20 protein-coding genes and 2 other annotated features are annotated in these 22,725 nt (G+C 53.5%); all 20 genes read left to right on the forward strand.

Annotation, left to right across the window (positions count from 1 at the left end; genetic code table 11):
- The first annotated feature begins 47 nt into the window (after window positions 1-47).
- The 20 genes from radA (at window position 48) to rpoC (ending at window position 22,676) form a co-directional block, all read left to right on the forward strand.
- Window positions 48-1,418, forward strand: a complete 1,371-nt coding sequence (gene radA, locus QSJ10_RS00525; RefSeq protein ID WP_033017265.1) for a DNA repair protein RadA — start codon at window positions 48-50, stop codon at window positions 1,416-1,418.
- A 285-nt stretch (window positions 1,419-1,703) separates the two neighbouring features.
- Window positions 1,704-2,798 (forward strand): PIN/TRAM domain-containing protein, encoded by a 1,095-nt coding sequence (locus QSJ10_RS00530; RefSeq protein ID WP_033017264.1) that lies wholly within the window; start codon window positions 1,704-1,706, stop codon window positions 2,796-2,798.
- Window positions 2,799-2,819: 21 nt separating this feature from the next.
- Window positions 2,820-3,506 carry a 2-C-methyl-D-erythritol 4-phosphate cytidylyltransferase gene (gene ispD, locus QSJ10_RS00535; protein ID WP_033008621.1) on the forward strand — a complete coding sequence of 229 codons (687 nt, stop codon included), beginning with the start codon at window positions 2,820-2,822 and terminating at the stop codon, window positions 3,504-3,506.
- A 14-nt stretch (window positions 3,507-3,520) separates the two neighbouring features.
- Entirely contained in the window at window positions 3,521-4,003 is a 483-nt protein-coding gene (gene ispF, locus QSJ10_RS00540; protein WP_033008623.1) for a 2-C-methyl-D-erythritol 2,4-cyclodiphosphate synthase, read from the forward strand.
- Window positions 4,004-4,109: 106 nt separating this feature from the next.
- On the forward strand, window positions 4,110-5,579 hold the full coding sequence (gene gltX / locus QSJ10_RS00545; protein WP_049624214.1) for a glutamate--tRNA ligase: 1,470 nt from the start codon (window positions 4,110-4,112) through the stop codon (window positions 5,577-5,579).
- A gap of 75 nt (window positions 5,580-5,654) precedes the next feature.
- Window positions 5,655-5,893: a binding site (T-box leader), on the forward strand.
- A gap of 57 nt (window positions 5,894-5,950) precedes the next feature.
- Entirely contained in the window at window positions 5,951-6,628 is a 678-nt protein-coding gene (gene cysE / locus QSJ10_RS00550; protein WP_434543312.1) for a serine O-acetyltransferase, read from the forward strand.
- A complete protein-coding gene (cysS, locus tag QSJ10_RS00555; RefSeq protein ID WP_033017262.1) occupies window positions 6,606-8,015 on the forward strand; it encodes a cysteine--tRNA ligase in 1,410 nt (469 codons plus the stop codon). Before cysE ends, cysS begins: the two co-directional genes overlap by 23 nt.
- Window positions 8,016-8,018: 3 nt before the next feature.
- Window positions 8,019-8,441, forward strand: coding sequence for a Mini-ribonuclease 3 (locus QSJ10_RS00560; protein WP_033017259.1), 423 nt, complete (start codon window positions 8,019-8,021; stop codon window positions 8,439-8,441).
- Window positions 8,441-9,178, forward strand: a complete 738-nt coding sequence (gene rlmB / locus QSJ10_RS00565) for a 23S rRNA (guanosine(2251)-2'-O)-methyltransferase RlmB (protein WP_033017258.1) — start codon at window positions 8,441-8,443, stop codon at window positions 9,176-9,178. The genes QSJ10_RS00560 and rlmB overlap by 1 nt, the downstream gene beginning before the upstream one ends.
- 3 nt (window positions 9,179-9,181) lie before the next feature.
- Window positions 9,182-9,694 (forward strand): NYN domain-containing protein, encoded by a 513-nt coding sequence (locus QSJ10_RS00570; RefSeq protein ID WP_033008628.1) that lies wholly within the window; start codon window positions 9,182-9,184, stop codon window positions 9,692-9,694.
- Between the two features lie 36 nt (window positions 9,695-9,730).
- Complete coding sequence (gene sigH / locus QSJ10_RS00575; protein ID WP_230581421.1) at window positions 9,731-10,414, forward strand: RNA polymerase sporulation sigma factor SigH; 684 nt, start codon at window positions 9,731-9,733, stop codon at window positions 10,412-10,414.
- A 297-nt stretch (window positions 10,415-10,711) separates the two neighbouring features.
- Window positions 10,712-10,894 carry a preprotein translocase subunit SecE gene (gene secE, locus QSJ10_RS00580; RefSeq protein ID WP_033017257.1) on the forward strand — a complete coding sequence of 61 codons (183 nt, stop codon included), beginning with the start codon at window positions 10,712-10,714 and terminating at the stop codon, window positions 10,892-10,894.
- Between the two features lie 112 nt (window positions 10,895-11,006).
- Window positions 11,007-11,540, forward strand: a complete 534-nt coding sequence (gene nusG / locus QSJ10_RS00585; protein ID WP_033017255.1) for a transcription termination/antitermination protein NusG — start codon at window positions 11,007-11,009, stop codon at window positions 11,538-11,540.
- Between the two features lie 241 nt (window positions 11,541-11,781).
- Window positions 11,782-12,207: a 50S ribosomal protein L11 gene (rplK, locus tag QSJ10_RS00590; RefSeq protein ID WP_044746824.1), complete on the forward strand. Its 426-nt coding sequence runs from the start codon at window positions 11,782-11,784 to the stop codon at window positions 12,205-12,207.
- Window positions 12,208-12,388: 181 nt separating this feature from the next.
- Entirely contained in the window at window positions 12,389-13,090 is a 702-nt protein-coding gene (gene rplA, locus QSJ10_RS00595; protein ID WP_033017251.1) for a 50S ribosomal protein L1, read from the forward strand.
- A gap of 47 nt (window positions 13,091-13,137) precedes the next feature.
- Window positions 13,138-13,301, forward strand: a sequence feature (ribosomal protein L10 leader region).
- A gap of 47 nt (window positions 13,302-13,348) precedes the next feature.
- Entirely contained in the window at window positions 13,349-13,849 is a 501-nt protein-coding gene (gene rplJ / locus QSJ10_RS00600; protein ID WP_011229610.1) for a 50S ribosomal protein L10, read from the forward strand.
- 54 nt (window positions 13,850-13,903) lie between these two features.
- Window positions 13,904-14,272, forward strand: coding sequence for a 50S ribosomal protein L7/L12 (gene rplL / locus QSJ10_RS00605; RefSeq protein WP_012820484.1), 369 nt, complete (start codon window positions 13,904-13,906; stop codon window positions 14,270-14,272).
- A 112-nt stretch (window positions 14,273-14,384) separates the two neighbouring features.
- Entirely contained in the window at window positions 14,385-14,987 is a 603-nt protein-coding gene (locus tag QSJ10_RS00610; RefSeq protein ID WP_053532699.1) for a class I SAM-dependent methyltransferase, read from the forward strand.
- 404 nt (window positions 14,988-15,391) lie between these two features.
- Complete coding sequence (rpoB, locus tag QSJ10_RS00615; RefSeq protein WP_053532697.1) at window positions 15,392-18,964, forward strand: DNA-directed RNA polymerase subunit beta; 3,573 nt, start codon at window positions 15,392-15,394, stop codon at window positions 18,962-18,964.
- A gap of 112 nt (window positions 18,965-19,076) precedes the next feature.
- The gene (rpoC, locus tag QSJ10_RS00620; RefSeq protein WP_033017247.1) at window positions 19,077-22,676 is read left to right on the forward strand and encodes a DNA-directed RNA polymerase subunit beta'; all 3,600 of its coding nucleotides are present in this window, start codon (window positions 19,077-19,079) and stop codon (window positions 22,674-22,676) included.
- Window positions 22,677-22,725: the final 49 nt, after the last annotated feature.

The raw sequence follows: 22,725 nt of genomic DNA on the forward strand, positions 1-22,725 counted from the left end.
CCATACCTTTTTTCCATATGGAACACAAGAGAGAAAGGGTTAGTTCAATGGCGAAAAAGAAGACGAAATTTGTTTGCCAAGAGTGCGGATACGAATCGGCGAAGTGGCTCGGCCGCTGCCCGGGATGCCAAACGTGGAACTCATTCGTCGAGGAAATCGAGCCGGTCAGAACCGCTGTGCGTGGGGCATTTCTCCATTCGGAGCCGTCCGGGTCCGCTAAACCGGTTCCGATTACTGCCGTTGCCGCGGTGCAAGAGCCGCGCATCGAAACGAACAGTGCAGAGTTCAATCGCGTGCTCGGTGGGGGGATCGTCAAAGGGTCGCTCGTCTTAATCGGCGGCGACCCCGGCATCGGCAAGTCGACGCTGTTGCTGCAGGCCTCAGCGCAACTGGCGGCTAGGCATACAGTGTTGTATGTATCGGGCGAGGAATCCGTCAAACAGGTAAAACTGCGCGCTGGGCGCCTTCGCGCCGAGTCCGATCATCTGTATGTGTTAGCGGAGGCGAATTTGGAATATATTGTATCAGCGATTGAAACGATTCAGCCCTCCTGTGTCGTGATTGATTCAATCCAGACGGTGTACCGGACGGATATTACGTCAGCGCCGGGCAGTGTCGCCCAAGTGCGCGAGTGCACCGCTGAGTTGATGAAAATCGCCAAAACAAAAGGCGTCGCCATTTTTATCGTCGGCCATGTGACGAAAGAAGGGGCGATCGCCGGGCCGCGCATTCTCGAGCATATGGTCGATACCGTCCTTTATTTTGAGGGGGAGCGGCATCATACGTACCGCATTTTGCGGGCGGTGAAAAACCGCTTCGGTTCGACGAATGAAATCGGTATTTTTGAAATGCGCGACATCGGGCTGCGGGAAGTGGAAAATCCGTCCGAAGTGTTTTTGGAAGAGCGATCGCACGGGGCGGCGGGTTCGACGGTGGTGGCGGCCATGGAAGGGACGCGCCCGGTTCTGGTGGAAATTCAAGCGCTCGTTTCGCCGACAAGCTTCGGCAACCCGAGGCGGATGGCGACCGGCCTCGATCATAACCGCGTGTCGTTGCTTATGGCCGTATTGGAAAAGCGGGTCGGGCTGCTGTTGCAAAACCAAGATGCCTATTTGAAGGTGGCGGGCGGAGTGAAGCTTGATGAGCCGGCCATTGACCTAGCCATCGCCGTCAGCATCGCCTCAAGCTTTCGCGATCGGCCGACCAATCCGACCGACGTCATTATCGGTGAAGTCGGGTTGACCGGGGAAGTGCGGCGTGTCTCCCGCATTGAACAGCGTGTGCAAGAGGCTGTCAAACTAGGTTTTTCCCGTGTCATTGTACCGAAAAACAATTTGGCAGGTTGGCAGCCGCCGGCAAGCGTTCAGGTGATCGGCGTTTCCCATGTGGCTGAGGCGCTCGAGCATACGATGATTTGAATGCTTTCTTCGGGGGAACGGGCAAATAGGAAACGGCTGGGGGCGCTCGCTAAAGCATCCTCTTGCTCCGCCCCGATCATGTTTTGCATGAAATGACCGAACTTTTTGTTTCGAACAACGTAAATATATATAGGGGGGCAACGTCCTTCCGCTGTGCACAGGCGTCCAGCGCGAATTGTTACAAGCGGATGTCGAATGTTCAAAAATGGTTAAAAATTGGGTTTCGGTTGGTTTCAAACATTGGAAACTGTTTATAATGTTAGATAGGGAGGTGAAGATGAGCCGATGGTCAAACGTGTCGTACAACTATTTTTTTTCGCCGTAGGCGGAACGCTGGGCGCCATGTTTTTGCCTGATTTGCTTGCGCTGTTGAATGTAAGCGACATGCCGCTCATCCATAATTCCTATACGTTGGCGGTGTTGGGCGCTGTTCTTTTCTTTTTGTTGACGTTTTGGCTTGTGGATTATGTTGTGGACATGGTGCGCTGGGTCGAGGAAACATTGGTAAGGGCGCCTGCTGCTGACGTGCTGTTTGGCAGCCTCGGGCTGATTTTTGGTCTTATTATTGCGTTTTTGGTCGTCATGCCGCTGCAATCGTTTCGAATTCAAGTGTTGAACACGGTGCTGCCGATTTTTTTGACGATCTTGCTTGGCTATTTAGGGTTTCGTGTCGGCTTAAAGAAACGGAATGAGCTGATGAACTTATTTTCTCTTTCCAATCGAATGACAAAGAAAAAAGGCGGAGAAACCGAGAACGAGGCGCCGAAAGGTGGAGCGGTGAAAATTTTGGACACAAGCGTCATCATCGATGGGCGGATCGCGGACATTTGCCAAACCGGGTTTTTGGAAGGCCCGCTTGTCATTCCCCGTTTTGTGTTAGAGGAGCTCCAGCATATCGCCGACTCCTCCGATGTGCTGAAGCGAAACCGCGGCCGCCGCGGCTTGGATATTTTAAACCGCATTCAAAAAGAGATGGCGATGAAGGTGGAAATTCATGAGGCCGACTTCAGCGATGTGCAAGAAGTCGACAGCAAGCTCGTCAAACTAGCCAAACAGCTTCAAGGCGTCGTCGTCACAAACGATTTCAACTTGAACAAAGTGTGTGAGCTGCAAAACGTGCGCGTCCTTAATATCAACGATTTGGCTAATGCCGTCAAGCCGATCGTCCTGCCGGGCGAGGAGCTGAATGTGCATGTCATTAAGGACGGAAAGGAACATAACCAGGGCGTTGCTTACTTGGATGACGGAACGATGATTGTTGTCGAAGACGGCAAAGAATATATCGGCAAACGGGTTGACGTCCTAGTCACCAGCGTGTTACAAACATCTGCGGGGAGAATGATTTTTGCCAAGCTGAAGCTGTTGCAAAAAGCGCTGTAAACAGAACAGGGGAAACGTCCAATGAACTACGAAGCGATTGTCTTGGCGGCCGGACAAGGAAAGAGGATGAACGCCGGTATGAATAAGCAGTTTATTGAACTAGGCGGCGAACCGCTCATCGTCCGGACGCTGAAGGTGTTCGACCGCGATGAACGGTGCGCCCGCGTCGTGCTTGTCGTGAATCCGGCGGAGCGAAGCCGCTTTGAGCAACTTGTCGTTCGTTTTCGTATCAAAAAAGTGGCAGCGTTCGCTGAGGGCGGCGAGGAGCGGCAACATAGCGTCTATAACGGGCTGCAGGCGTTAGAGGGACGGGGCATTGTCCTGATCCACGACGGCGCCCGCCCGTTTATTCACGTCCGCCATTTGCATGAGCTGGCGGATGCAGCCGCCCGATACGGGGCAGCGGTCCCGGCTGTGCGGGTGAAAGACACAATCAAAAAAGTGGACGGTTTGTTTGTCGAACAGACGATTGATCGTTCCAGCTTGTGGGCGGTGCAGACGCCACAAGCTTTTCGTCTGTCTTTGATCGCCGAGGCGCATGAGGCTGCGAAACGGGAAGGCTATCTTGGCACGGACGACGCCAGCCTCGTCGAGCGGCTCGGCAAGCCGGTGAAAATTGTAGAAGGGGACTACCGCAACATTAAACTGACGACTCCGGAAGACATTTTGTTTGCCGAGGCGATTTTAGCGAGCCGCGTCGCAGAGTAAACGGAGGTGAAGACATGTTTCGCATCGGACAAGGGTTTGACGTTCACCAGCTCGTTGAAGGGCGTCCGCTTATCATTGGCGGCGTACATATTCCGCATGAGAAAGGGCTGCTCGGCCATTCGGATGCCGATGTGCTGCTCCACGCGGTGGCGGACGCGTGCCTTGGAGCGATTGGCGCCGGCGATATCGGACGGCATTTTCCTGATGATGACCCGCGCTATAAAGACGCGGACTCAACCGAATTGTTGGCGCACGTATGGACGCTCGTCCGGAAGGAAGGGTATGCATTGGTGAACGCCGACTGTACGATTATCGCTCAAAAGCCGAAAATGGCTCCGTACATTGAGGAGATGAAAGCCGTGATCGCCCGCCTGCTTGAAGCCGAGCGCACACAAGTGAACGTCAAGGCGACGACAACGGAAAAACTCGGGTTCACCGGGCGCGGGGAAGGCATTGCCGCCCAAGCGGTCGTGTTGCTTAAAAAGAGCGGGGAGTAAGGCGCAACCGTTAGGCGCCGAATGGGGCGAGCCGTCCGTTTTGAACTTTGCCGCGATAAACGGTACAATAAGGGTACAAGTTTGGATGAAAGTGGAGGGTTGGACGATGGCAAAAGATGTGCGCGTGCGCTATGCGCCGAGCCCGACCGGCCATTTGCATATCGGAGGGGCGCGGACCGCGCTGTTTAACTATTTGTTTGCTCGCCATCACGGCGGAAAAATGATCGTCCGCATCGAGGATACGGATATCGAACGGAACGTGGAAGGCGGCGAACAGTCGCAGCTCGAAAACTTACAATGGCTCGGCATCGATTATGACGAGTCCGTTGATAAAGATGGCGGCTATGGTCCGTACCGCCAGACGGAGCGGCTTGATATATACCGGAAGTATGTGGACGAACTGCTCGAGCAAGGACATGCGTACAAATGTTTTTGCACGCCGGAAGAGCTTGAGCGGGAGCGGGAGGAGCAGCGTGCGGCCGGCATCGCCGCTCCGCAATACAGCGGCAAGTGCCGCCGTTTGACGCCGGAACAGGTCGCGGAACTTGAGGCGCAAGGCAAGCCGTATACGATCCGCCTCAAGGTGCCGGAAGGGAAAACATACGAAGTCGACGATCTGGTGCGCGGCAAAGTGACGTTTGAATCGAAAGATATCGGCGATTGGGTCATTGTGAAGGCGAACGGTATTCCGACGTACAACTTTGCCGTCGTCATCGACGACCACCTTATGGAGATCAGCCATGTGTTCCGCGGTGAGGAGCATTTGTCCAACACGCCGAAGCAGCTGATGGTGTATGAATATTTTGGCTGGGAGCCGCCGCAGTTTGCCCATTTGACGTTGATTGTCAACGAACAGCGGAAAAAGTTGTCCAAGCGCGATGAGTCAATCATTCAGTTCGTGTCGCAATACAAAGAGCTCGGCTATTTGCCGGAAGCGATGTTCAACTTTTTCGCCCTCTTAGGCTGGTCGCCGGAAGGGGAGGAAGAAATTTTTTCGAAAGACGAGCTCATCCGCATCTTCGACGTTTCGCGGCTGTCAAAGTCGCCGTCGATGTTTGACACGAAAAAGCTGACATGGATGAACAATCAATACATCAAAAAACTCGATTTGGACCGGCTCGTCGAATTGGCTTTGCCGCATTTGGTGAAAGCCGGGCGCTTGCCGGCGGACATGAGCGACGAACAGCGGCAGTGGGCGCGCGATTTAATCGCACTGTATCAAGAGCAAATGAGCTACGGGGCGGAGATTGTTCCGTTGTCCGAGTTGTTCTTTAAGGAAGAAGTCGAATACGAAGATGAGGCGCGCCAAGTGCTCGCCGAAGAACAAGTGCCCGACGTGCTTTCGGCCTTTTTGGCCCATGTGCGGGACCTCGACCCGTTTACAGCCGACGAAATTAAAGCGGCGATTAAGGGGGTGCAAAAGGCGACCGGACAAAAAGGGAAAAAGCTGTTTATGCCAATTCGCGCCGCGGTGACCGGGCAAACGCACGGGCCGGAGCTTCCGTTTGCCATTCAGCTGCTCGGCAAACAAAAAGTAATCGAGCGGCTCGAGCGGGCGCTGCAAGAAAAATTTTAGCGGAATAGGTGTGCACGTTTGCGTAGTGCGTGTGGTATAATAATACAAAGTTTATCGGTTGAACAAGCGCATAGTGAAAAAGCGTTGACGAGGAGAAGTAGGAAACGCCGTCATCCCAGAGAGAGTCGCCTTGGCTGGAAGCGGCTTATGCCCGGCGTTATCCGAAATGCGCCTCGGAGTCTCCTTTCGAACCGGAACAGAGACGTTCTGCAGTAGAGAGGAGCGGAGCCTCTCCGTTATCGGACTCGAGCGAGTGAAACGGCGTTTTCCCGTTTCGCTAAACAGAGTGGAACCGCGCCAAAAGCGTCTCTGTGTCTTCGGCACAGGGACGCTTTTTTATTCAAAACAACTTAGAGGGATGGAGGGAGGACATGATGTTTAAAACGTTAAAAGAGGATATTGAGGTCATTTTTGAACAAGACCCGGCGGCAAGAAGCTACCTGGAAGTCATTTTAACGTACTCCGGCCTGCATGCCATTTGGGCGCATCGGATCGCTCATGCGCTTTACAAACGGAAATTTTACTTTCTTGCCCGGTTGATTTCGCAAATCAGCCGCTTTTTCACCGGCATTGAAATTCATCCGGGCGCCAAAATCGGCCGCCGCTTTTTCATCGACCACGGCATGGGTGTGGTGATCGGCGAAACGTGCGAAATCGGCGACAATGTCACGGTCTATCAAGGGGTCACATTAGGAGGGACAGGGAAAGAAAAAGGGAAGCGGCACCCGACGATCAAAGACAACTGTTTGATCGCTGCCGGCGCGAAAGTGCTCGGGTCGATTACGATCGGCGAAAACTCGAAAATTGGCGCCGGGTCGGTCGTGTTAAAAGACGTGCCGCCCAACTCAACCGTCGTTGGCATTCCGGGCCGCGTGGTTGTGCGTGATGGAGTGAAAGTGAAAAAAGATTTGAACCACACCGACCTGCCAGATCCGATCGCTGACCGGTTCCGGGAGCTTGAAGAGGAGATCGTCCGGCTGAAAAGCGAGTTGGAGGCATTGAAACAGCAAGAAAGGAAGAGCGAGTATGAGCAGCATCCGGCTTTATAATACGTTGACGCGAAAAAAGGAACCGTTTGAGCCGCTTGAGCCCAACAAGGTCAAAATGTATGTATGCGGTCCTACCGTTTACAACTATATCCATATCGGGAACGCCCGGGCCGCCATCGTCTTTGACACGATCCGCCGCTATTTGGAGTTCCGCGGCTACGACGTGACGTACGTATCCAATTTTACCGATGTCGACGACAAACTGATTAAGGCGGCCCGCGAGCTTGGCGAAAGCGTTCCGGCGATTGCCGAGCGGTTTATCGAGGCGTATTTTGAAGACATTCAGGCGCTTGGCTGCAAAAAGGCGGACATCCACCCGCGCGTGACAGAAAATATCGGGACGATTATCGAATTCATCCAAGCGCTCATCGACAAGGGGTATGCGTACGAGGTGGATGGCGACGTCTACTACCGGACGCGCAAGTTTCCCGGTTACGGCAAGCTGTCGCACCAATCGATCGATGAATTGCAGGCTGGAGCGCGCATCGAAGTCGGCGAGAAAAAAGACGACCCGCTCGATTTCGCCCTTTGGAAAGCGGCGAAAGAAGGAGAGATTTGTTGGGACAGTCCATGGGGGAAAGGGCGGCCGGGTTGGCATATCGAATGCTCGGCGATGGCGCGCAAATATTTAGGCGATACGATCGATATCCACGCCGGCGGCCAAGATTTGACGTTCCCGCACCATGAAAACGAAATCGCCCAGTCAGAGGCTTTGACCGGCAAACCGTTTGCGAAATATTGGCTGCACAACGGGTATTTAAATATTAACAACGAAAAAATGTCGAAGTCGCTTGGCAACTTCGTGCTCGTCCACGATATCATCCGGCAGATTGACCCGCAAGTGCTGCGCTTCTTTATGTTGTCGGTGCACTATCGCCATCCGATCAACTACAGCGAAGAGCTGCTCGAGAGCGCCCGGCGCGGGCTCGAACGCTTAAGGACGGCATATGGCAACTTGCAGCACCGGCTCGGAGCGAGCACGAATTTAACCGACGACGATGACAAATGGCTGTCGCGCATCGCTGCGGTCCGCGAATCGTTCATCCGCGAAATGGACGACGATTTCAACACGGCGAACGGCATTGCGGTTCTATTTGAGCTGGCGAAACAAGCGAACTTGTATTTGCAGGAAAAGACGACATCGGAAACCGTTATTGGCGCCTTTTTGCGTGAATTTGAACAGTTGATGGACGTGCTTGGCCTCGATCCAAAGCCAAAGCAAGAAGAGCTGCTTGATGAGGAAATCGAGGCGCTGATCCAACAGCGCAACGAAGCGCGGAAAAACCGCGATTTCGCGCTGGCTGACCGCATTCGCGACGAGTTGAAGGCCAAAAACATTATTTTGGAAGATACGCCTCAAGGGACAAGATGGAAACGGGGATCATAAGCAATGGCGCAGTTTGAGACCGTTCATGATGTCAAACAATTAAATGGCTTGGCGCTCGCCTATATTGGCGATGCGGTTTATGAAGTGTACGTGCGCCGCCACTTGCTGGCGATGGGCAGCGTACGGCCGCACGAGCTGCATCGGCGGGCGATCCGCTACGTGTCGGCCCGGGCGCAAGCAAGAGTCATTTTAACCTTGCTTGATGAAGGCGTGTTGACGGAAGAGGAGCAAGCCATCGTCCGCCGCGGCCGCAACGCGAAATCAGGCACGATTCCGAAAAATACGGATGTGCAGACATACCGGCACAGCACCGCGTTCGAAGCGTTGATCGGCTATCATTTTTTACAGGACAACGGCCGGCGGGTCGACGAGTTAATCGGCCGTTCATTTGCGATTATTGAAAGGGAAGAAAGGGCGTTGGAATGATGGATTACATTATCGGCAGAAACCCGGTCATCGAGGCGCTCAAATCCGGGCGCGACATCAATAAAATCTGGATCGCGGAAGGAGCGCAGCGCCACGCCGTCGAGCCTGTCCTCGAATGGGCGAAGCGGCGGGGCGTGCTCGTCCAATATGTTCCGAAGCGCAAGCTTGACCAAATGGTTGACGGGGTGCACCAAGGGGTGATCGCCCAGGCGGCCGCATACCGCTATTACGAGGTCGACGATTTGTTTGCCCGCGCCGCCCGACGGGAAGAAGCGCCGTTTTTCCTCATTTTGGACGAAATCGAAGACCCGCATAACTTGGGCGCCATTATGCGCACCGCAGATGCGGTCGGAGCGCACGGGCTCATCATCCCGAAACGGCGGTCGGTGGGGTTGACGCCGACCGTAGCGAAGGCGTCAACCGGAGCGATCGAGCACGTTCCGGTCGCGCGCGTGACGAACTTGGCGCGGACGATCGACGAGCTGAAAGAGCGGGGCGTTTGGGTGGCTGGCACCGATGCAGACGCCAAAGATGACTACCGCTTCCTTGACGGCACGATGCCGTTGGCGCTGGTCATCGGCAGCGAGGGAAAAGGCATCAGCCGGTTAGTGCGGGAAAAGTGTGATTTCTTGTTTCGGCTGCCGATGCGGGGGCACGTCACTTCGCTCAACGCTTCTGTCGCCGCCAGTTTGCTCATGTACGAGGTGTACCGAAAGCGGTATCCGCTAGGGGAATAGCCGATGAACGTTTTAATTGTCGACGGTTACAACATCATCGGGGCATGGCCGGCGCTGCGCCGGCTGAAAGAGGAAGGCGATCTGGCAGCGGCAAGGGATTTGTTGATTGACAAACTGGCCGATTACAAAGGGTTCACCGGGGATCACGTCGTGGTCGTGTTTGACGCCCATCTCGTGCAGGGAAACGAGAAAAAGTATAAAAACTACGATATCGATGTCATTTTTACAAAGGAAAATGAGACAGCGGACGAACGGATTGAGCGGTTGGCGAAAACGCTCATCAACGCGCGCACCAAAGTGTATGTCGCGACATCGGATTATACGGAACAATGGACGGTGTTCGGTCAAGGCGCCTTGCGCAAATCGGCGCGCGAACTTCTGCACGAAATCGAAGAGGTGGAGCGGGATATTTCAAAAAAGTTGCAGTCAATGAAGCAGCATACACCGACCTTGAAAGTGCCGCTCAATGACAGAGTTGCCGAAATTTTTGAAAAATGGCGGAGAGGGCAAAAATGAGCGGTTGACGCTGTAAAAATTTGCACTGTATAATAAATGTTAGCGATTGATGCGGTCGGGGGGATCAGCGTGGGGGAATGCTTAAAAGTAGACAAGCCAAAGGATTATAAACATTTAGAGGATGAACAGCTTGTTACACTTGTTCACGAAGGGGATGGAGAAGCGCTTGATTTTTTGATCCACAAATACCAAAACTTTGTGCGCGCCAAAGCCCGCTCATACTTTTTAGTCGGGGCTGACCGCGAGGACATTGTGCAGGAAGGGATGATCGGGCTGTACAAGGCAGTCCGCGATTTTAAGGGGGACAAGCTCTCTTCATTTAAAGCGTTTGCAGAACTATGCATCACGAGGCAAATGATTACCGCGATTAAAACCGCGACCCGCCAAAAGCACATTCCGCTCAACTCTTACGTTTCCTTGGACAAGCCGATTTACGACGACGAGTCGGACCGGACGCTGATGGACGTGTTGTCCGGCACGCAGGTGACCGACCCGGAAGAGCTGATTGTCAACCGCGAGGAAGTTGACGATATTGAGCTGAAAATGGCGGAATTGCTCAGCGATTTGGAGCGGAAAGTGCTCGCGTTGTATTTGGACGGGCGCTCGTACCAAGAAATTTCCGAAGAGTTAAACCGCCATGTCAAATCGATCGACAACGCCTTGCAGCGCGTCAAACGGAAGTTGGAGAAATATTTGGAATATCGGGAAATCAGTTTGTAGGCGGTGCATCGGCCGATGGCCGAACGGAGGCCAAAAGATGGCATTGACAGCGGAAATGCTGATATGATAAATTTTTATGGACATCTCGCGGGAACGGTCAAACGTTTATGTTAACGAGCAACGTTGGCTCGCGCGCAATGCGGGAGCCGAAACTGCACGGCTGCAAAACAGGCCGGTTGCCTTGGTGCAGGCGCTTGGCGGCCAACAAGTTTTGTTCGATGAGCAACAATCATACCGTCCATCGCGAGACGAAGCAGGCGGTGGGGACAGTTTTGATCAATCGTGGAGGTACGAGGGATGCAGCGAGTAATCAACTTTTTCAAAGAAGTCGTGCGGGAGTTGAAAAAAGTGAGCTGGCCGAGCCGGAAAGAACTAGTGAACTATACGGGAATCGTATTGGCTACGGTGGCGTTTTTCACCATCTTTTTCGCCGTTGTCGACCTCGGCATTTCGCAGTTGATTCGCCTTGTATTTGAATAAGCGGGCGGATGATATGCTATAATGAAAGATAATCGTGCGAACATGGAACCCGGAAACGGGTTTTTGTTTTGCGCAGAAAACAAAATGAAAACCGCCCTAGGGAGGCTCGCTGATGGAGAAAAACTGGTATGTCGTCCATACATATTCGGGATACGAAAATAAGGTGAAAGCCAATTTGGAGAAACGCGTTGAATCAATGGGAATGCAAGACAAGATTTTCCGTGTTGTCGTCCCGGAAGAAACGGAAACGGACATCAAAAACGGCAAACGGAAAACGACGAAAAAGAAAGTGTTCCCCGGTTATGTGCTTGTCGAAATGATCATGACCGACGATTCGTGGTACGTCGTGCGCAACACGCCGGGCGTGACCGGATTTGTCGGTTCGAGCGGGGCTGGTTCGAAACCGACGCCGCTCATGGAGGAAGAAGTCAAAATGATTTTGAAGCGGATGGGCATGCCGCTTACTGAGATTGATGTCGACTACGAGGTGAATGAAACGGTCCGGATTAAAGAAGGGCCGTTTGCCAACTTCACTGGAAAAATTGAGGTGGTTGACCTCGACAAACATAAGGTGAAGCTGCTTGTCGATATGTTTGGCCGCGAAACACGGGTGGAATTGGAGTTTTCGCAAATAGAAAAAATCTAATGGAAAAGAACTTGCAATCGTTGTTGAAAAGTGATACTATTTTAAAGTCAGTATGTCTTGAATCTTAGACAAGGCATGCAGCGATGAACTTATACGTGCTGTATAAGGGAGCGAACGTGCTTGATGCGCTAATCCTCCCGGCCGAAACGGGAGATATGAAAGCGGCTCGTCAGATCGGAGCCGGATGGAGTGGGAGGGGCAATCCCTAATACCACATCACGGACTTAAGGAGGTGTGTCTCGTGGCGAAAAAAGTAATCAAGATCGTCAAACTGCAAATTCCTGCAGGGAAAGCAAATCCGGCGCCGCCAGTAGGTCCTGCGTTAGGTCAAGCCGGTGTTAATATTATGGCGTTTTGCAAAGAGTTTAATGCCCGTACCGCTGACCAGGCAGGCTTGATCATTCCGGTTGAAATTACGGTTTTTGAAGACCGTTCGTTTACATTCATCACGAAAACGCCGCCGGCCGCTGTACTGTTGAAAAAAGCGGCGGGCATCGAATCGGGCTCCGGCGAACCGAACCGCAACAAAGTAGCGACGATCAAACGTGACAAAGTGCGCGAGATTGCTGAATTGAAAATGCCGGATTTGAATGCAGCGAGCATTGAAGCAGCCATGCGTATGATTGAAGGCACGGCTCGCAGCATGGGCATTGTGATTGAAGACTAAAGCCGGTGCGTCGTTTGTAGGGGAGGTTGCGTCATTGGGCAACCTCTCTCTCCATGAACAAAAACAGCAAGACGGGCCTGATGAATGGGCATCTGTCCGCTTCTTCGTTTTCGAAAGAAGCGAAGAACGTTCAATGTGGGAGGTTTTTCCGCTAAAACCACAACCGAGGAGGATTTTTCACATGCCGAAAAGAGGAAAGAAATACTTAGAAGCATTGAAACTCGTCGACCGCTCCAAAGCATACCCGATTGCTGAAGCAATCGAGCTCGTGAAAAAAACGAACGTCGCGAAATTTGATGCGACGGTGGAAGTTGCGTTCCGGTTGGGCGTTGACCCGAAAAAAGCGGACCAACAAATTCGCGGCGCTGTCGTCCTGCCGCACGGCACGGGGAAAGTAGCGCGCGTGTTAGTGTTCGCAAAAGGGGAAAAAGCGAAAGAAGCAGAAGCAGCTGGCGCTGACTATGTCGGCGATACAGAATACATCAATAAAATCCAGCAAGGCTGGTTTGACTTTGACGTCGTTGTTGCCACGCCGGATATGATGGGCGAGGTCGGGAAACTCGGTCGTATTTTGGGTCCGAAAGGGTTAATGCCAAACCCGAAAACCGGCACGGTCACGTTTGACGTTGCGAAAGCTGTGCAGGAGATCAAAGCTGGTAAAGTGGAATACCGCGTTGATAAAGCCGGCAACATTCATGTGCCGATCGGCAAAGTATCGTTCGACAACGAGAAACTGGCCGAAAACTTCGCCGCCGTCTACGAGGCGATTTTGAAAGCCAAACCGGCGGCAGCGAAAGGGACATACGTCAAAAACGTGACGATTACGTCAACGATGGGTCCTGGCATTAAAGTGGACCCGACGACGGTGGCTGTTGCACAGTAACGGTTGACTTTCTGCGTCGAGTCTGATAAAATGCCATTTGGCTGAACAAACGAATATCATTTATACCGTAGACAGTAGGTGCCTGTTTGAGGCTTAATTTCCTACCGAGGTATGTGGACGATAGAACAGCGCGCCCTGCGTCGGGGACGAGCGGCGGTGCGTTGAACGACACCTCCATGTCTACGCGGCATGGAGGTTTTTTATTGAGCAGACGGTATAAGTGGTATTCTCTCATTTTCCTTACAGGAGGTGCAGGACGTGTCGAGCGCGATTGAACTGAAAAAACAAGTGGTTGCCGAGATTGCGGACAAATTCCGCGCCAGCAAGGCAACCGTCATCGTCGATTACCGCGGCCTGAACGTGGCGGAAATGACCGAGTTGCGCAAACAGCTGCGCGAGGCAGGCGTCGAGTTTAAAGTGTACAAAAACACCTTGACCCGTCGGGCGCTCGCGGAAGTCGGCCTGGAAGGACTGGATGAAGTGTTCACCGGTCCAAATGCCATCGCCTTCAGCAATGAAGATGTCGTGGCGCCGGCAAAAATTTTAAGCGAGTTTGCGAAAACGCATGAAGCATTGGAAATCAAAGGCGGCGTCATCGAAGGGAACATCGCCAGCAAAGAAGAAATCGATGCGTTGGCGAAACTCCCGTCCCGCGAAGGGTTGCTTTCGATGTTGCTTAGCGTTCTTCAAGCCCCGATCCGCAACTTTGCGCTTGCGATTAAAGCGGTGGCTGACAAGCAAGAGGAACAAGGCGCGTAATGGCTCATCGATATGTGCTTAACAATCATTCAGAAAACAAAGGAGGAAGTTGTGATGACGAAAGAACAAATCATTGAAGCAGTGAAAAATATGACCGTATTGGAATTAAACGAATTGGTGAAAGCGATCGAGGAAGAATTCGGCGTAACAGCTGCGGCTCCGGTTGTTGTCGCGGGCGGCGCAGCAGCCGGCGCTGAAGCAGCGGCAGAAAAAACGGAATTCGACGTCATTCTTGCCGACGCCGGCGCGCAAAAAATCAAAGTCATCAAAGTCGTTCGCGAAATCACTGGCCTCGGCCTGAAAGAAGCGAAAGACTTGGTCGACAACACCCCGAAGCCGATCAAAGAAGGCATTGCGAAAGAAGAAGCAGAAGAAATCAAAGCAAAACTCGAAGAAGCTGGCGCGAAAGTCGAAATCAAGTAATGGCTGCGCCATTGAAAAAAGAGGCTTGCCCGAAGCAAGGGACGGCCTCTTTTTTGTTACACTATATATACGGAAGGCAGTGCAGCCTGTCGACAAGGAGGAGGGGATGATGATGAGCGAGCATTATTACTCAGTCAATCCGACGTCGGAGCGAAACCCGCAAACGTGGACGTTTACGCTCCGGGGGCATGAATTTCGCTTTACAACCGACAGCGGAGTGTTTTCAAAGCGCGAAGTCGACTTTGGCACACGCCTGTTAATTGAAACGTTCGAGGAGCCGGGAGTGGCTGGGGATTTGTTGGATGTCGGCTGCGGATATGGGCCGATCGGGCTTGCCTTGGCCAAATCGTTTCCAAACCGGCGCGTTCACATGATTGATGTCAACGAGCGGGCGCTCGAACTGGCGCAGGAAAACAAGCAGGCAAACGGGATTGACAATGCGGTGATTTACAAAAGCGATCTTTTTTCGGAAGTCGGAGAACAGCGATTTGCAGCGGTCGTCACCAATCCGCCGATCCGGGCTGGCAAACGGGTCGTTTACGCGATTTTTGAACAAAGCCGGGACCACTTGCTTGACGGCGGGGAGCTATGGGTCGTCATTCAAAAAAAACAAGGGGCGCCATCAGCGCTTGAAAAGCTGAAAGAACTGTTTCCGTTTGTTGAGGTGGCTTCCAAGAAAAAAGGATATTATATCATAAAGGCAAAAAAATGTTGACACTCTTTTTTGGTTGTGGTAGCATTATAAAATGCTAAATATGCACATTTCCCACATGAGGGGATGACGTATATTTTTGGATATGATGGAAAAAATGATAAAATCAATATACAGCTAAACATATGGTTTTCTACTGGATAGAAACCATTTTCTTTTTTTCTCCATCCAACGCCTGGTTTCCTCGCACCGGGAGCGTGTGAAATCCCCTTACCGAAACGGCGGCGTCATAGCTGAACCGTTTCCGTCCGGATGGCGGGGGCCAGCCGCATGCATGCCTAGCGCTTTGCCCCGGAATGGCGGAGCGGCCGACGGCCTTGGCGGCATATGCCGCCAAGGCGGCTGGATCAATGCGATGTTCCGCTTCCGGTTTTCACTAATGTCTACATTTGAGGGGTGAATCACTCTTGACAGGCCGACTAGTTCAATACGGGCGACACCGCCAACGCAGAAGCTATGCACGCATCAGCGAAGTGCTGGAATTGCCGAACTTGATCGAAATTCAAACGTCCTCCTACCAATGGTTTCTCGATGAAGGGCTGCGGGAAATGTTCAAGGAAATTTCCCCGATTGAAGACTTTTCCGGCAATCTCTCGCTTGAATTTATCGACTATAGTTTAGGAGAACCGAAATATACGGTCGAAGAGGCGAAAGAACGCGACGTTACATATGCGGCGCCGCTTCGCGTCAAAGTTCGCTTGATTAATAAAGAAACGGGCGAAGTGAAAGAGCAAGACGTGTTTATGGGCGATTTTCCGCTCATGACGGAAACCGGAACGTTTATTATCAATGGGGCGGAACGCGTCATTGTTTCCCAGCTCGTCCGTTCACCAAGCGTCTATTACAGCGACAAAGTTGATAAAAACGGCAAACGCGGCTACTCGGCGACAGTGATTCCGAACCGCGGCGCATGGCTTGAATATGAAACCGATGCGAAAGACGTCGTTTACGTTCGCATCGACCGCACCCGTAAACTGCCCGTTACGGTGCTTCTCCGTGCGCTTGGGTTCAGCTCCGACCAAGAAATCATCGATCTGCTCGGCGACAACGAATACTTGCGCAATACGCTTGAAAAAGATAATACCGACAGCACGGAAAAAGCGTTGATTGAAATTTACGAGCGTCTTCGTCCGGGAGAGCCGCCGACGCTTGAGAATGCGAAAAATTTGCTGGCGTCGCGCTTTTTTGATCCGAAGCGCTATGACTTGGCGAGCGTAGGCCGTTATAAAATCAATAAAAAACTTCATATTAAAAACCGCTTGTTCAATCAGCGGCTCGCGGAAACGATCATTGATCCCGAAACCAAGGAAGTCATCGCTGAAGCTGGAGCGATGATCGACCGCCGGACGCTGAACCGCCTGCTGCCGTATTTGGAAAAAGGAGTCGGGCTGCGGACGTACCGTCCGGCTGAGGGAGTGGCGGATGGTCCGATTGAGGTGCAGACCGTGAAAATTTATGCACCGAATGATCCGGACAACGAAAAGGTAATCAACATCATCGGCAACGGCTTTATTGCGGAAGATGTCAAACATATTACGCCGGCGGACATCATTGCATCGATCAGCTATTTCTTCAACTTGCTCCACGGCGTCGGCGATACGGATGACATCGACCATTTGGGCAACCGCCGCCTCCGTTCGGTCGGCGAACTGCTGCAAAACCAATTCCGCATCGGCTTGTCGCGCATGGAACGCGTCGTGCGCGAGCGCATGTCGATTCAAGATACGAACACGATCACGCCGCAGCAGCTGATCAACATCCGCCCGGTGATCGCAGCGATTAAAGAGTTTTTCGGCAGCTCGCAGCTGTCGCAGTTTATGGATCAGACGAACCCGCTCGCTGAACTGACGCATAAGCGCCGCCTTTCTGCGCTTGGCCCCGGCGGATTGACGCGCGAGCGCGCCGGGTTTGAAGTGCGCGACGTTCACTATTCGCACTACGGGCGGATGTGTCCGATCGAGACGCCGGAAGGGCCGAACATCGGGCTCATCAACTCGCTGTCCACTTACGCGAAAGTGAACAAGTTTGGTTTTATTGAAACGCCATACCGGCGCGTCGATCCGGAAACAGGTCGGGTAACGGACCAAATCGATTATTTGACAGCCGATGAAGAGGACAATTACGTTGTAGCGCAGGCGAACGTACCGCTTGCGGAGGACGGCACGTTCCTTGAAGAAAACGTCATCGTCCGTTTCCGCGGCGAGAACATCGTCGTCAAGCGCGATCGCGTCGACTATATGGACGTGTCGCCGAAGCAAGTTGTCTCGGCGGCGACGGCGTGCATCCCGTTTTTGGAAAATGACGACTCGAACCGCGCCTTGATGGGGGCGAACATGCAGCGGCAAGCCGTGCCGCTGTTGGAACCCGAAGCGCCGATCGTCGGCACAGGCATGGAGTATGTTTCGGCGAAAGACTCGGGCGCGGCGGTGATTTGCAAGCATCGCGGCATCGTCGAGCGCGTCGAAGCAAAGGAAATTTGGGTGCGTCGGCTGATTGAAGTGGACGGCAAAGAAGTCAAGGGTGATCTAGATAAATATCGGTTGCTGAAATTCGTCCGGTCGAACCAAGGCACGTGCTACAACCAGCGGCCGATCGTGAAAAAAGGCGATATCGTGGAGAAGGGCGAAATTTTGGCCGATGGCCCGTCGATGGATAAAGGCGAATTGGCGCTTGGCCGCAACGTGCTTGTTGCCTTTATGACATGGGACGGCTACAACTACGAAGATGCGATCATCATGAGCGAACGGCTCGTCAAAGAAGACGTGTATACGTCAATCCATATTGAAGAGTATGAAGCCGAATCGCGCGACACGAAGCTCGGTCCGGAAGAAATTACACGCGACATCCCGAACGTCGGTGAAGATGCGTTGAAAAACTTGGATGAGCGCGGCATCGTCCGCATCGGTGCAGAAGTGAAAGACGGCGATTTGCTCGTCGGCAAAGTGACACCGAAAGGAATGACCGAGCTGACGGCTGAGGAGCGGCTGTTGCATGCGATCTTCGGCGAAAAAGCGCGCGAGGTGCGCGATACGTCGCTGCGCGTCCCGCACGGCGGCGGCGGCATTGTCCTTGACGTCAAAGTTTTCAACCGCGAAGACGGCGACGAACTCCCGCCGGGCGTAAACCAGTTGGTGCGCGTCTATATCGTGCAAAAGCGGAAAATTTCCGAAGGCGATAAAATGGCAGGCCGCCACGGAAACAAAGGGGTTATCTCCCGCATTCTTCCGGAAGAAGATATGCCGTTCTTGCCGGATGGCACGCCGATTGACATCATGTTGAACCCGCTCGGCGTTCCGTCGCGGATGAACATCGGGCAAGTGTTTGAGCTGCATCTTGGCATGGCGGCGAAAAAACTTGGCTTGCATATCGCTTCCCCAGTCTTTGACGGAGCGACGGAGGAAGATGTTTGGAACATTCTTGAAGAAGCCGGCATGGCGCGCGATGCCAAAACGGTGCTGTATGACGGGCGGACGGGCGAACCGTTTGACAACCGCGTGTCGGTCGGGATCATGTACATGATCAAGCTTGCCCACATGGTCGACGACAAACTCCACGCTCGCTCGACCGGCCCGTACTCGCTTGTCACCCAGCAGCCGCTCGGCGGTAAGGCGCAGTTCGGCGGCCAGCGCTTTGGCGAGATGGAAGTATGGGCGCTTGAAGCGTACGGTGCGGCGTATACGCTGCAGGAAATTTTGACCGTCAAGTCTGACGATGTGGTTGGCCGCGTCAAAACGTACGAAGCGATCGTCAAAGGGGAAAACATTCCGGAACCGGGCGTGCCGGAGTCGTTTAAAGTGTTGATCAAAGAGCTGCAAAGTCTAGGGATGGACGTCACGATTTTGACGAGCGACGAACAGGAAATCAACATGGAAAACTTTGACGACGATGATGATCATGCGCCGGATGCGATCATGGTCGATGTGAAACCGGCTGAACCGGAAGAAGCCAGCGAAGAAAAAGATGCGGTAACGAAAGAGTAACCGGCAATGGCGAAAAGGCGGGGAGCGTTTCCCCGCCCGCGGCCATTGAGGCGAACGGATGACGAACAAGCCATGGAGCAAAACCGACGGATCAAAGAGGGAGGTATACCCCTTGCTAGATGTCAATAAATTCGAGTACATGAAAATCGGGCTCGCTTCCCCGGAGAAAATTCGTTCTTGGTCGTACGGTGAAGTCAAAAAGCCGGAAACGATCAACTACCGGACGCTAAAGCCGGAAAAAGACGGCTTGTTTTGCGAACGCATTTTCGGCCCGACAAAAGACTGGGAATGCCATTGCGGCAAGTATAAGCGCGTCCGCTACAAAGGGGTTGTCTGCGACCGCTGCGGCGTTGAAGTGACGCGGTCAAAAGTCCGCCGCGAACGGATGGGTCATATTGAGCTCGCTGCTCCGGTTTCCCACATCTGGTATTTCAAAGGCATCCCGAGCCGGATGGGGCTTGTGCTTGATATGTCGCCGCGGGCGCTCGAAGAAGTGATTTATTTTGCCTCTTACGTCGTCACCGATCCCGGCGATACGCCGCTGGAGAAAAAACAACTGCTGTCGGAAAAGGAATACCGCGCCTATCGCGAGAAATACGGCCAGTCGTTCCAAGCGTCGATGGGGGCGGAAGCGATCAAAAAGCTGCTTCAGGACATTGATTTGGATAAAGAAGTGGCGGCGTTGAAAGAAGAACTGAAGACGGCGCAAGGACAGCGGCGCGCCCGTATCATTAAACGGCTTGAAGTGCTTGAGGCGTTCCGCAGCTCCGGAAACGACCCAGCGTGGATGGTGCTAGATGTATTGCCGGTCATTCCGCCGGAATTGCGCCCGATGGTCCAGCTCGATGGGGGCCGGTTTGCGACATCGGACTTAAACGATTTGTACCGCCGCGTCATTAACCGCAACAACCGGCTGAAGCGCCTGCTTGACCTTGGCGCGCCGAATATTATCGTCCAAAACGAGAAACGGATGCTCCAGGAAGCGGTCGACGCCTTGATTGACAACGGCCGCCGCGGCCGTCCGGTGACCGGGCCGGGGAACCGCCCGTTAAAATCGCTTTCCCACATGCTGAAAGGGAAGCAAGGGCGCTTCCGGCAAAACCTGCTCGGCAAACGCGTTGACTACTCCGGCCGTTCCGTCATTGTCGTCGGTCCGAACTTGAAAATGTATCAATGCGGCCTGCCGAAAGAAATGGCGCTCGAGCTGTTTAAGCCGTTCGTCATGAAGGAGCTTGTGGAGCGGGGGTTGGCGCACAACATTAAAAGCGCGAAACGGAAAATTGAGCGCGTCCACCCTGAGGTATGGGATGTGCTTGAAGACGTCATTAAAGAGCATCCGGTGCTGCTCAACCGCGCCCCGACGCTTCACCGTCTCGGCATTCAAGCCTTTGAGCCGACGCTCGTCGAAGGCCGGGCCATCCGCCTTCATCCGCTCGTTTGTACGGCATACAACGCCGACTTCGACGGCGACCAAATGGCGGTGCACGTGCCGCTGTCGGCCGAGGCACAAGCGGAAGCTCGCCTGTTGATGCTGGCGGCGCAAAACATTTTGAACCCGAAAGACGGAAAGCCGGTCGTGACACCTTCCCAAGACATGGTGTTAGGAAACTATTACTTGACGATGGAACGCGAAGGGGCGATCGGCGAAGGCATGGTGTTCAAAGATACGGACGAAGCGCTGCTCGCTTACCATAACGGTTATGTCCATCTCCACTCGCGCATCGCCGTCCATGCCGGCTCGCTGAAAAATGAAACGTTTACCGAGGAGCAAAACAACAAACTGCTCTTAACGACGGTCGGAAAACTGATTTTCAACGAAATTTTGCCCAACTCGTTCCCGTACATTAACGAGCCGACGACGGAAAACATCGAAGGGCGGACGCCGGACAAGTATTTCCTTGACAAAGGGGTCGACGTGCGCGAGGAGATTCGCAAGCGCGAGCCTGTGCCGCCGTTTAAGAAAAAAGTGCTCGGGCAAATTATTGCTGAAGTGTTCAAGCGGTTCAAAATCACCGAGACGTCAAAAATGCTGGACCGCATGAAAGACCTCGGTTTCCAATATTCGACGAAAGCCGGGATTACGATCGGCGTCGCTGACATTGTCGTCTTGCCGGAAAAACAAGAAATTTTGGATGAGGCGCAAGCGAAGGTCGATACCGTCTTAAAGCAGTTCCGCCGCGGGTTGATCACCGACGAAGAGCGGTATGAGCGTGTCATCTCCATCTGGAGCGCGGCGAAAGATAAAATCCAAGACCGCTTGATGAAATCGCTCGATAAGCGCAACCCGATCTTTATGATGAGCGATTCCGGAGCGCGGGGGAACGCGTCGAACTTTACGCAGCTCGCCGGGATGCGCGGCTTAATGGCCAACCCGGCCGGCCGGATCATCGAACTGCCGATCAAATCGTCGTTCCGCGAAGGGCTGACAGTATTGGAGTACTTTATCTCGACGCACGGCGCCCGAAAAGGGTTGGCGGATACGGCGCTCAAAACGGCCGACTCGGGATATTTGACGAGACGTCTCGTCGATGTGGCGCAGGATGTCATCGTCCGCGAAGAGGATTGCGGCACCGACCGCGGCATTTTGGCACGCGCATTGACGGATGGCACCGAGGTCGTCGTCAAGCTGGAAGAACGGCTTGTCGGCCGCTATGCGCACAAAACGGTGCGCCATCCGGAAACCGGTGAAGTGATCGTCCGCAAAGATGAAATGATCACTGAAGACATTGCAAACGAAATTATTAAGGCGGGCATTACGGAAGTGTGGATCCGCTCCGTCTTTGCCTGCAACACGCGCCATGGCGTATGCAAAAAATGCTACGGCCGCAATATGGCGACGGGCATGGATGTGGAAGTTGGCGAGGCGGTCGGCATTATCGCCGCTCAATCGATCGGTGAGCCGGGCACGCAGCTGACGATGCGGACGTTCCATACGGGCGGCGTCGCCGGGGACGACATTACCCAAGGTTTGCCGCGGGTGCAGGAGCTGTTTGAGGCGCGCAATCCGAAAGGGCAAGCGGTCATTTCCGAAATCGACGGCACGGTCATTTCCGTGAACGAAACGCGCGACAACCAATATGAGATCGTTGTTCAAGGCGAGGTCGAAACGCGCACGTACGTTGCTCCATACAACGCGCGGATCAAAGTGGAAGAAGGACAGCGCGTCGAGCGCGGTCAGGAGCTGACAGAAGGCTCGGTCGACCCGAAACAGTTGTTGCGCGTGCGCGACATTACTTCTGTGCAAGAATACTTGCTCCGCGAAGTGCAAAAAGTATACCGGATGCAAGGGGTTGAAATCAGCGATAAGCATATTGAAGTGATGGTGCGGCAAATGCTGCGCAAAGTGCGCGTTGTCGATGCCGGCGATACGGATGTGCTGCCGGGCACGCTTTTGGACGTCCACCAGTTTACCGATGTCAACGCCCAAGCCATCCGCGAAGGAAAGCGACCGGCGACAGCCCGCCCGGTGCTGCTGGGTATTACGAAAGCGTCGCTTGAAACGGATTCGTTCTTGTCCGCGGCTTCGTTCCAAGAAACGACGCGCGTCCTGACCGACGCCGCCATCAAAGGGAAGCGGGATGAGCTGCTCGGCTTGAAAGAAAACGTCATTATCGGCAAACTTGTCCCAGCCGGAACGGGCATGGCCCGCTATCGAAAAGTAAAACCTGCCGTCAAGAAGGAAACGGCTGGCGATACGGTTCCATCGAAGTAAAAAGTAGAGATCGGTCGGTTCAAGGCAACCTTTGACCGGCCGGTCCTTG

The organism is Geobacillus stearothermophilus ATCC 12980, assembly GCF_030369615.1.
GTDB classification, from domain to species: Bacteria; Bacillota; Bacilli; order Bacillales; family Anoxybacillaceae; genus Geobacillus; species Geobacillus stearothermophilus.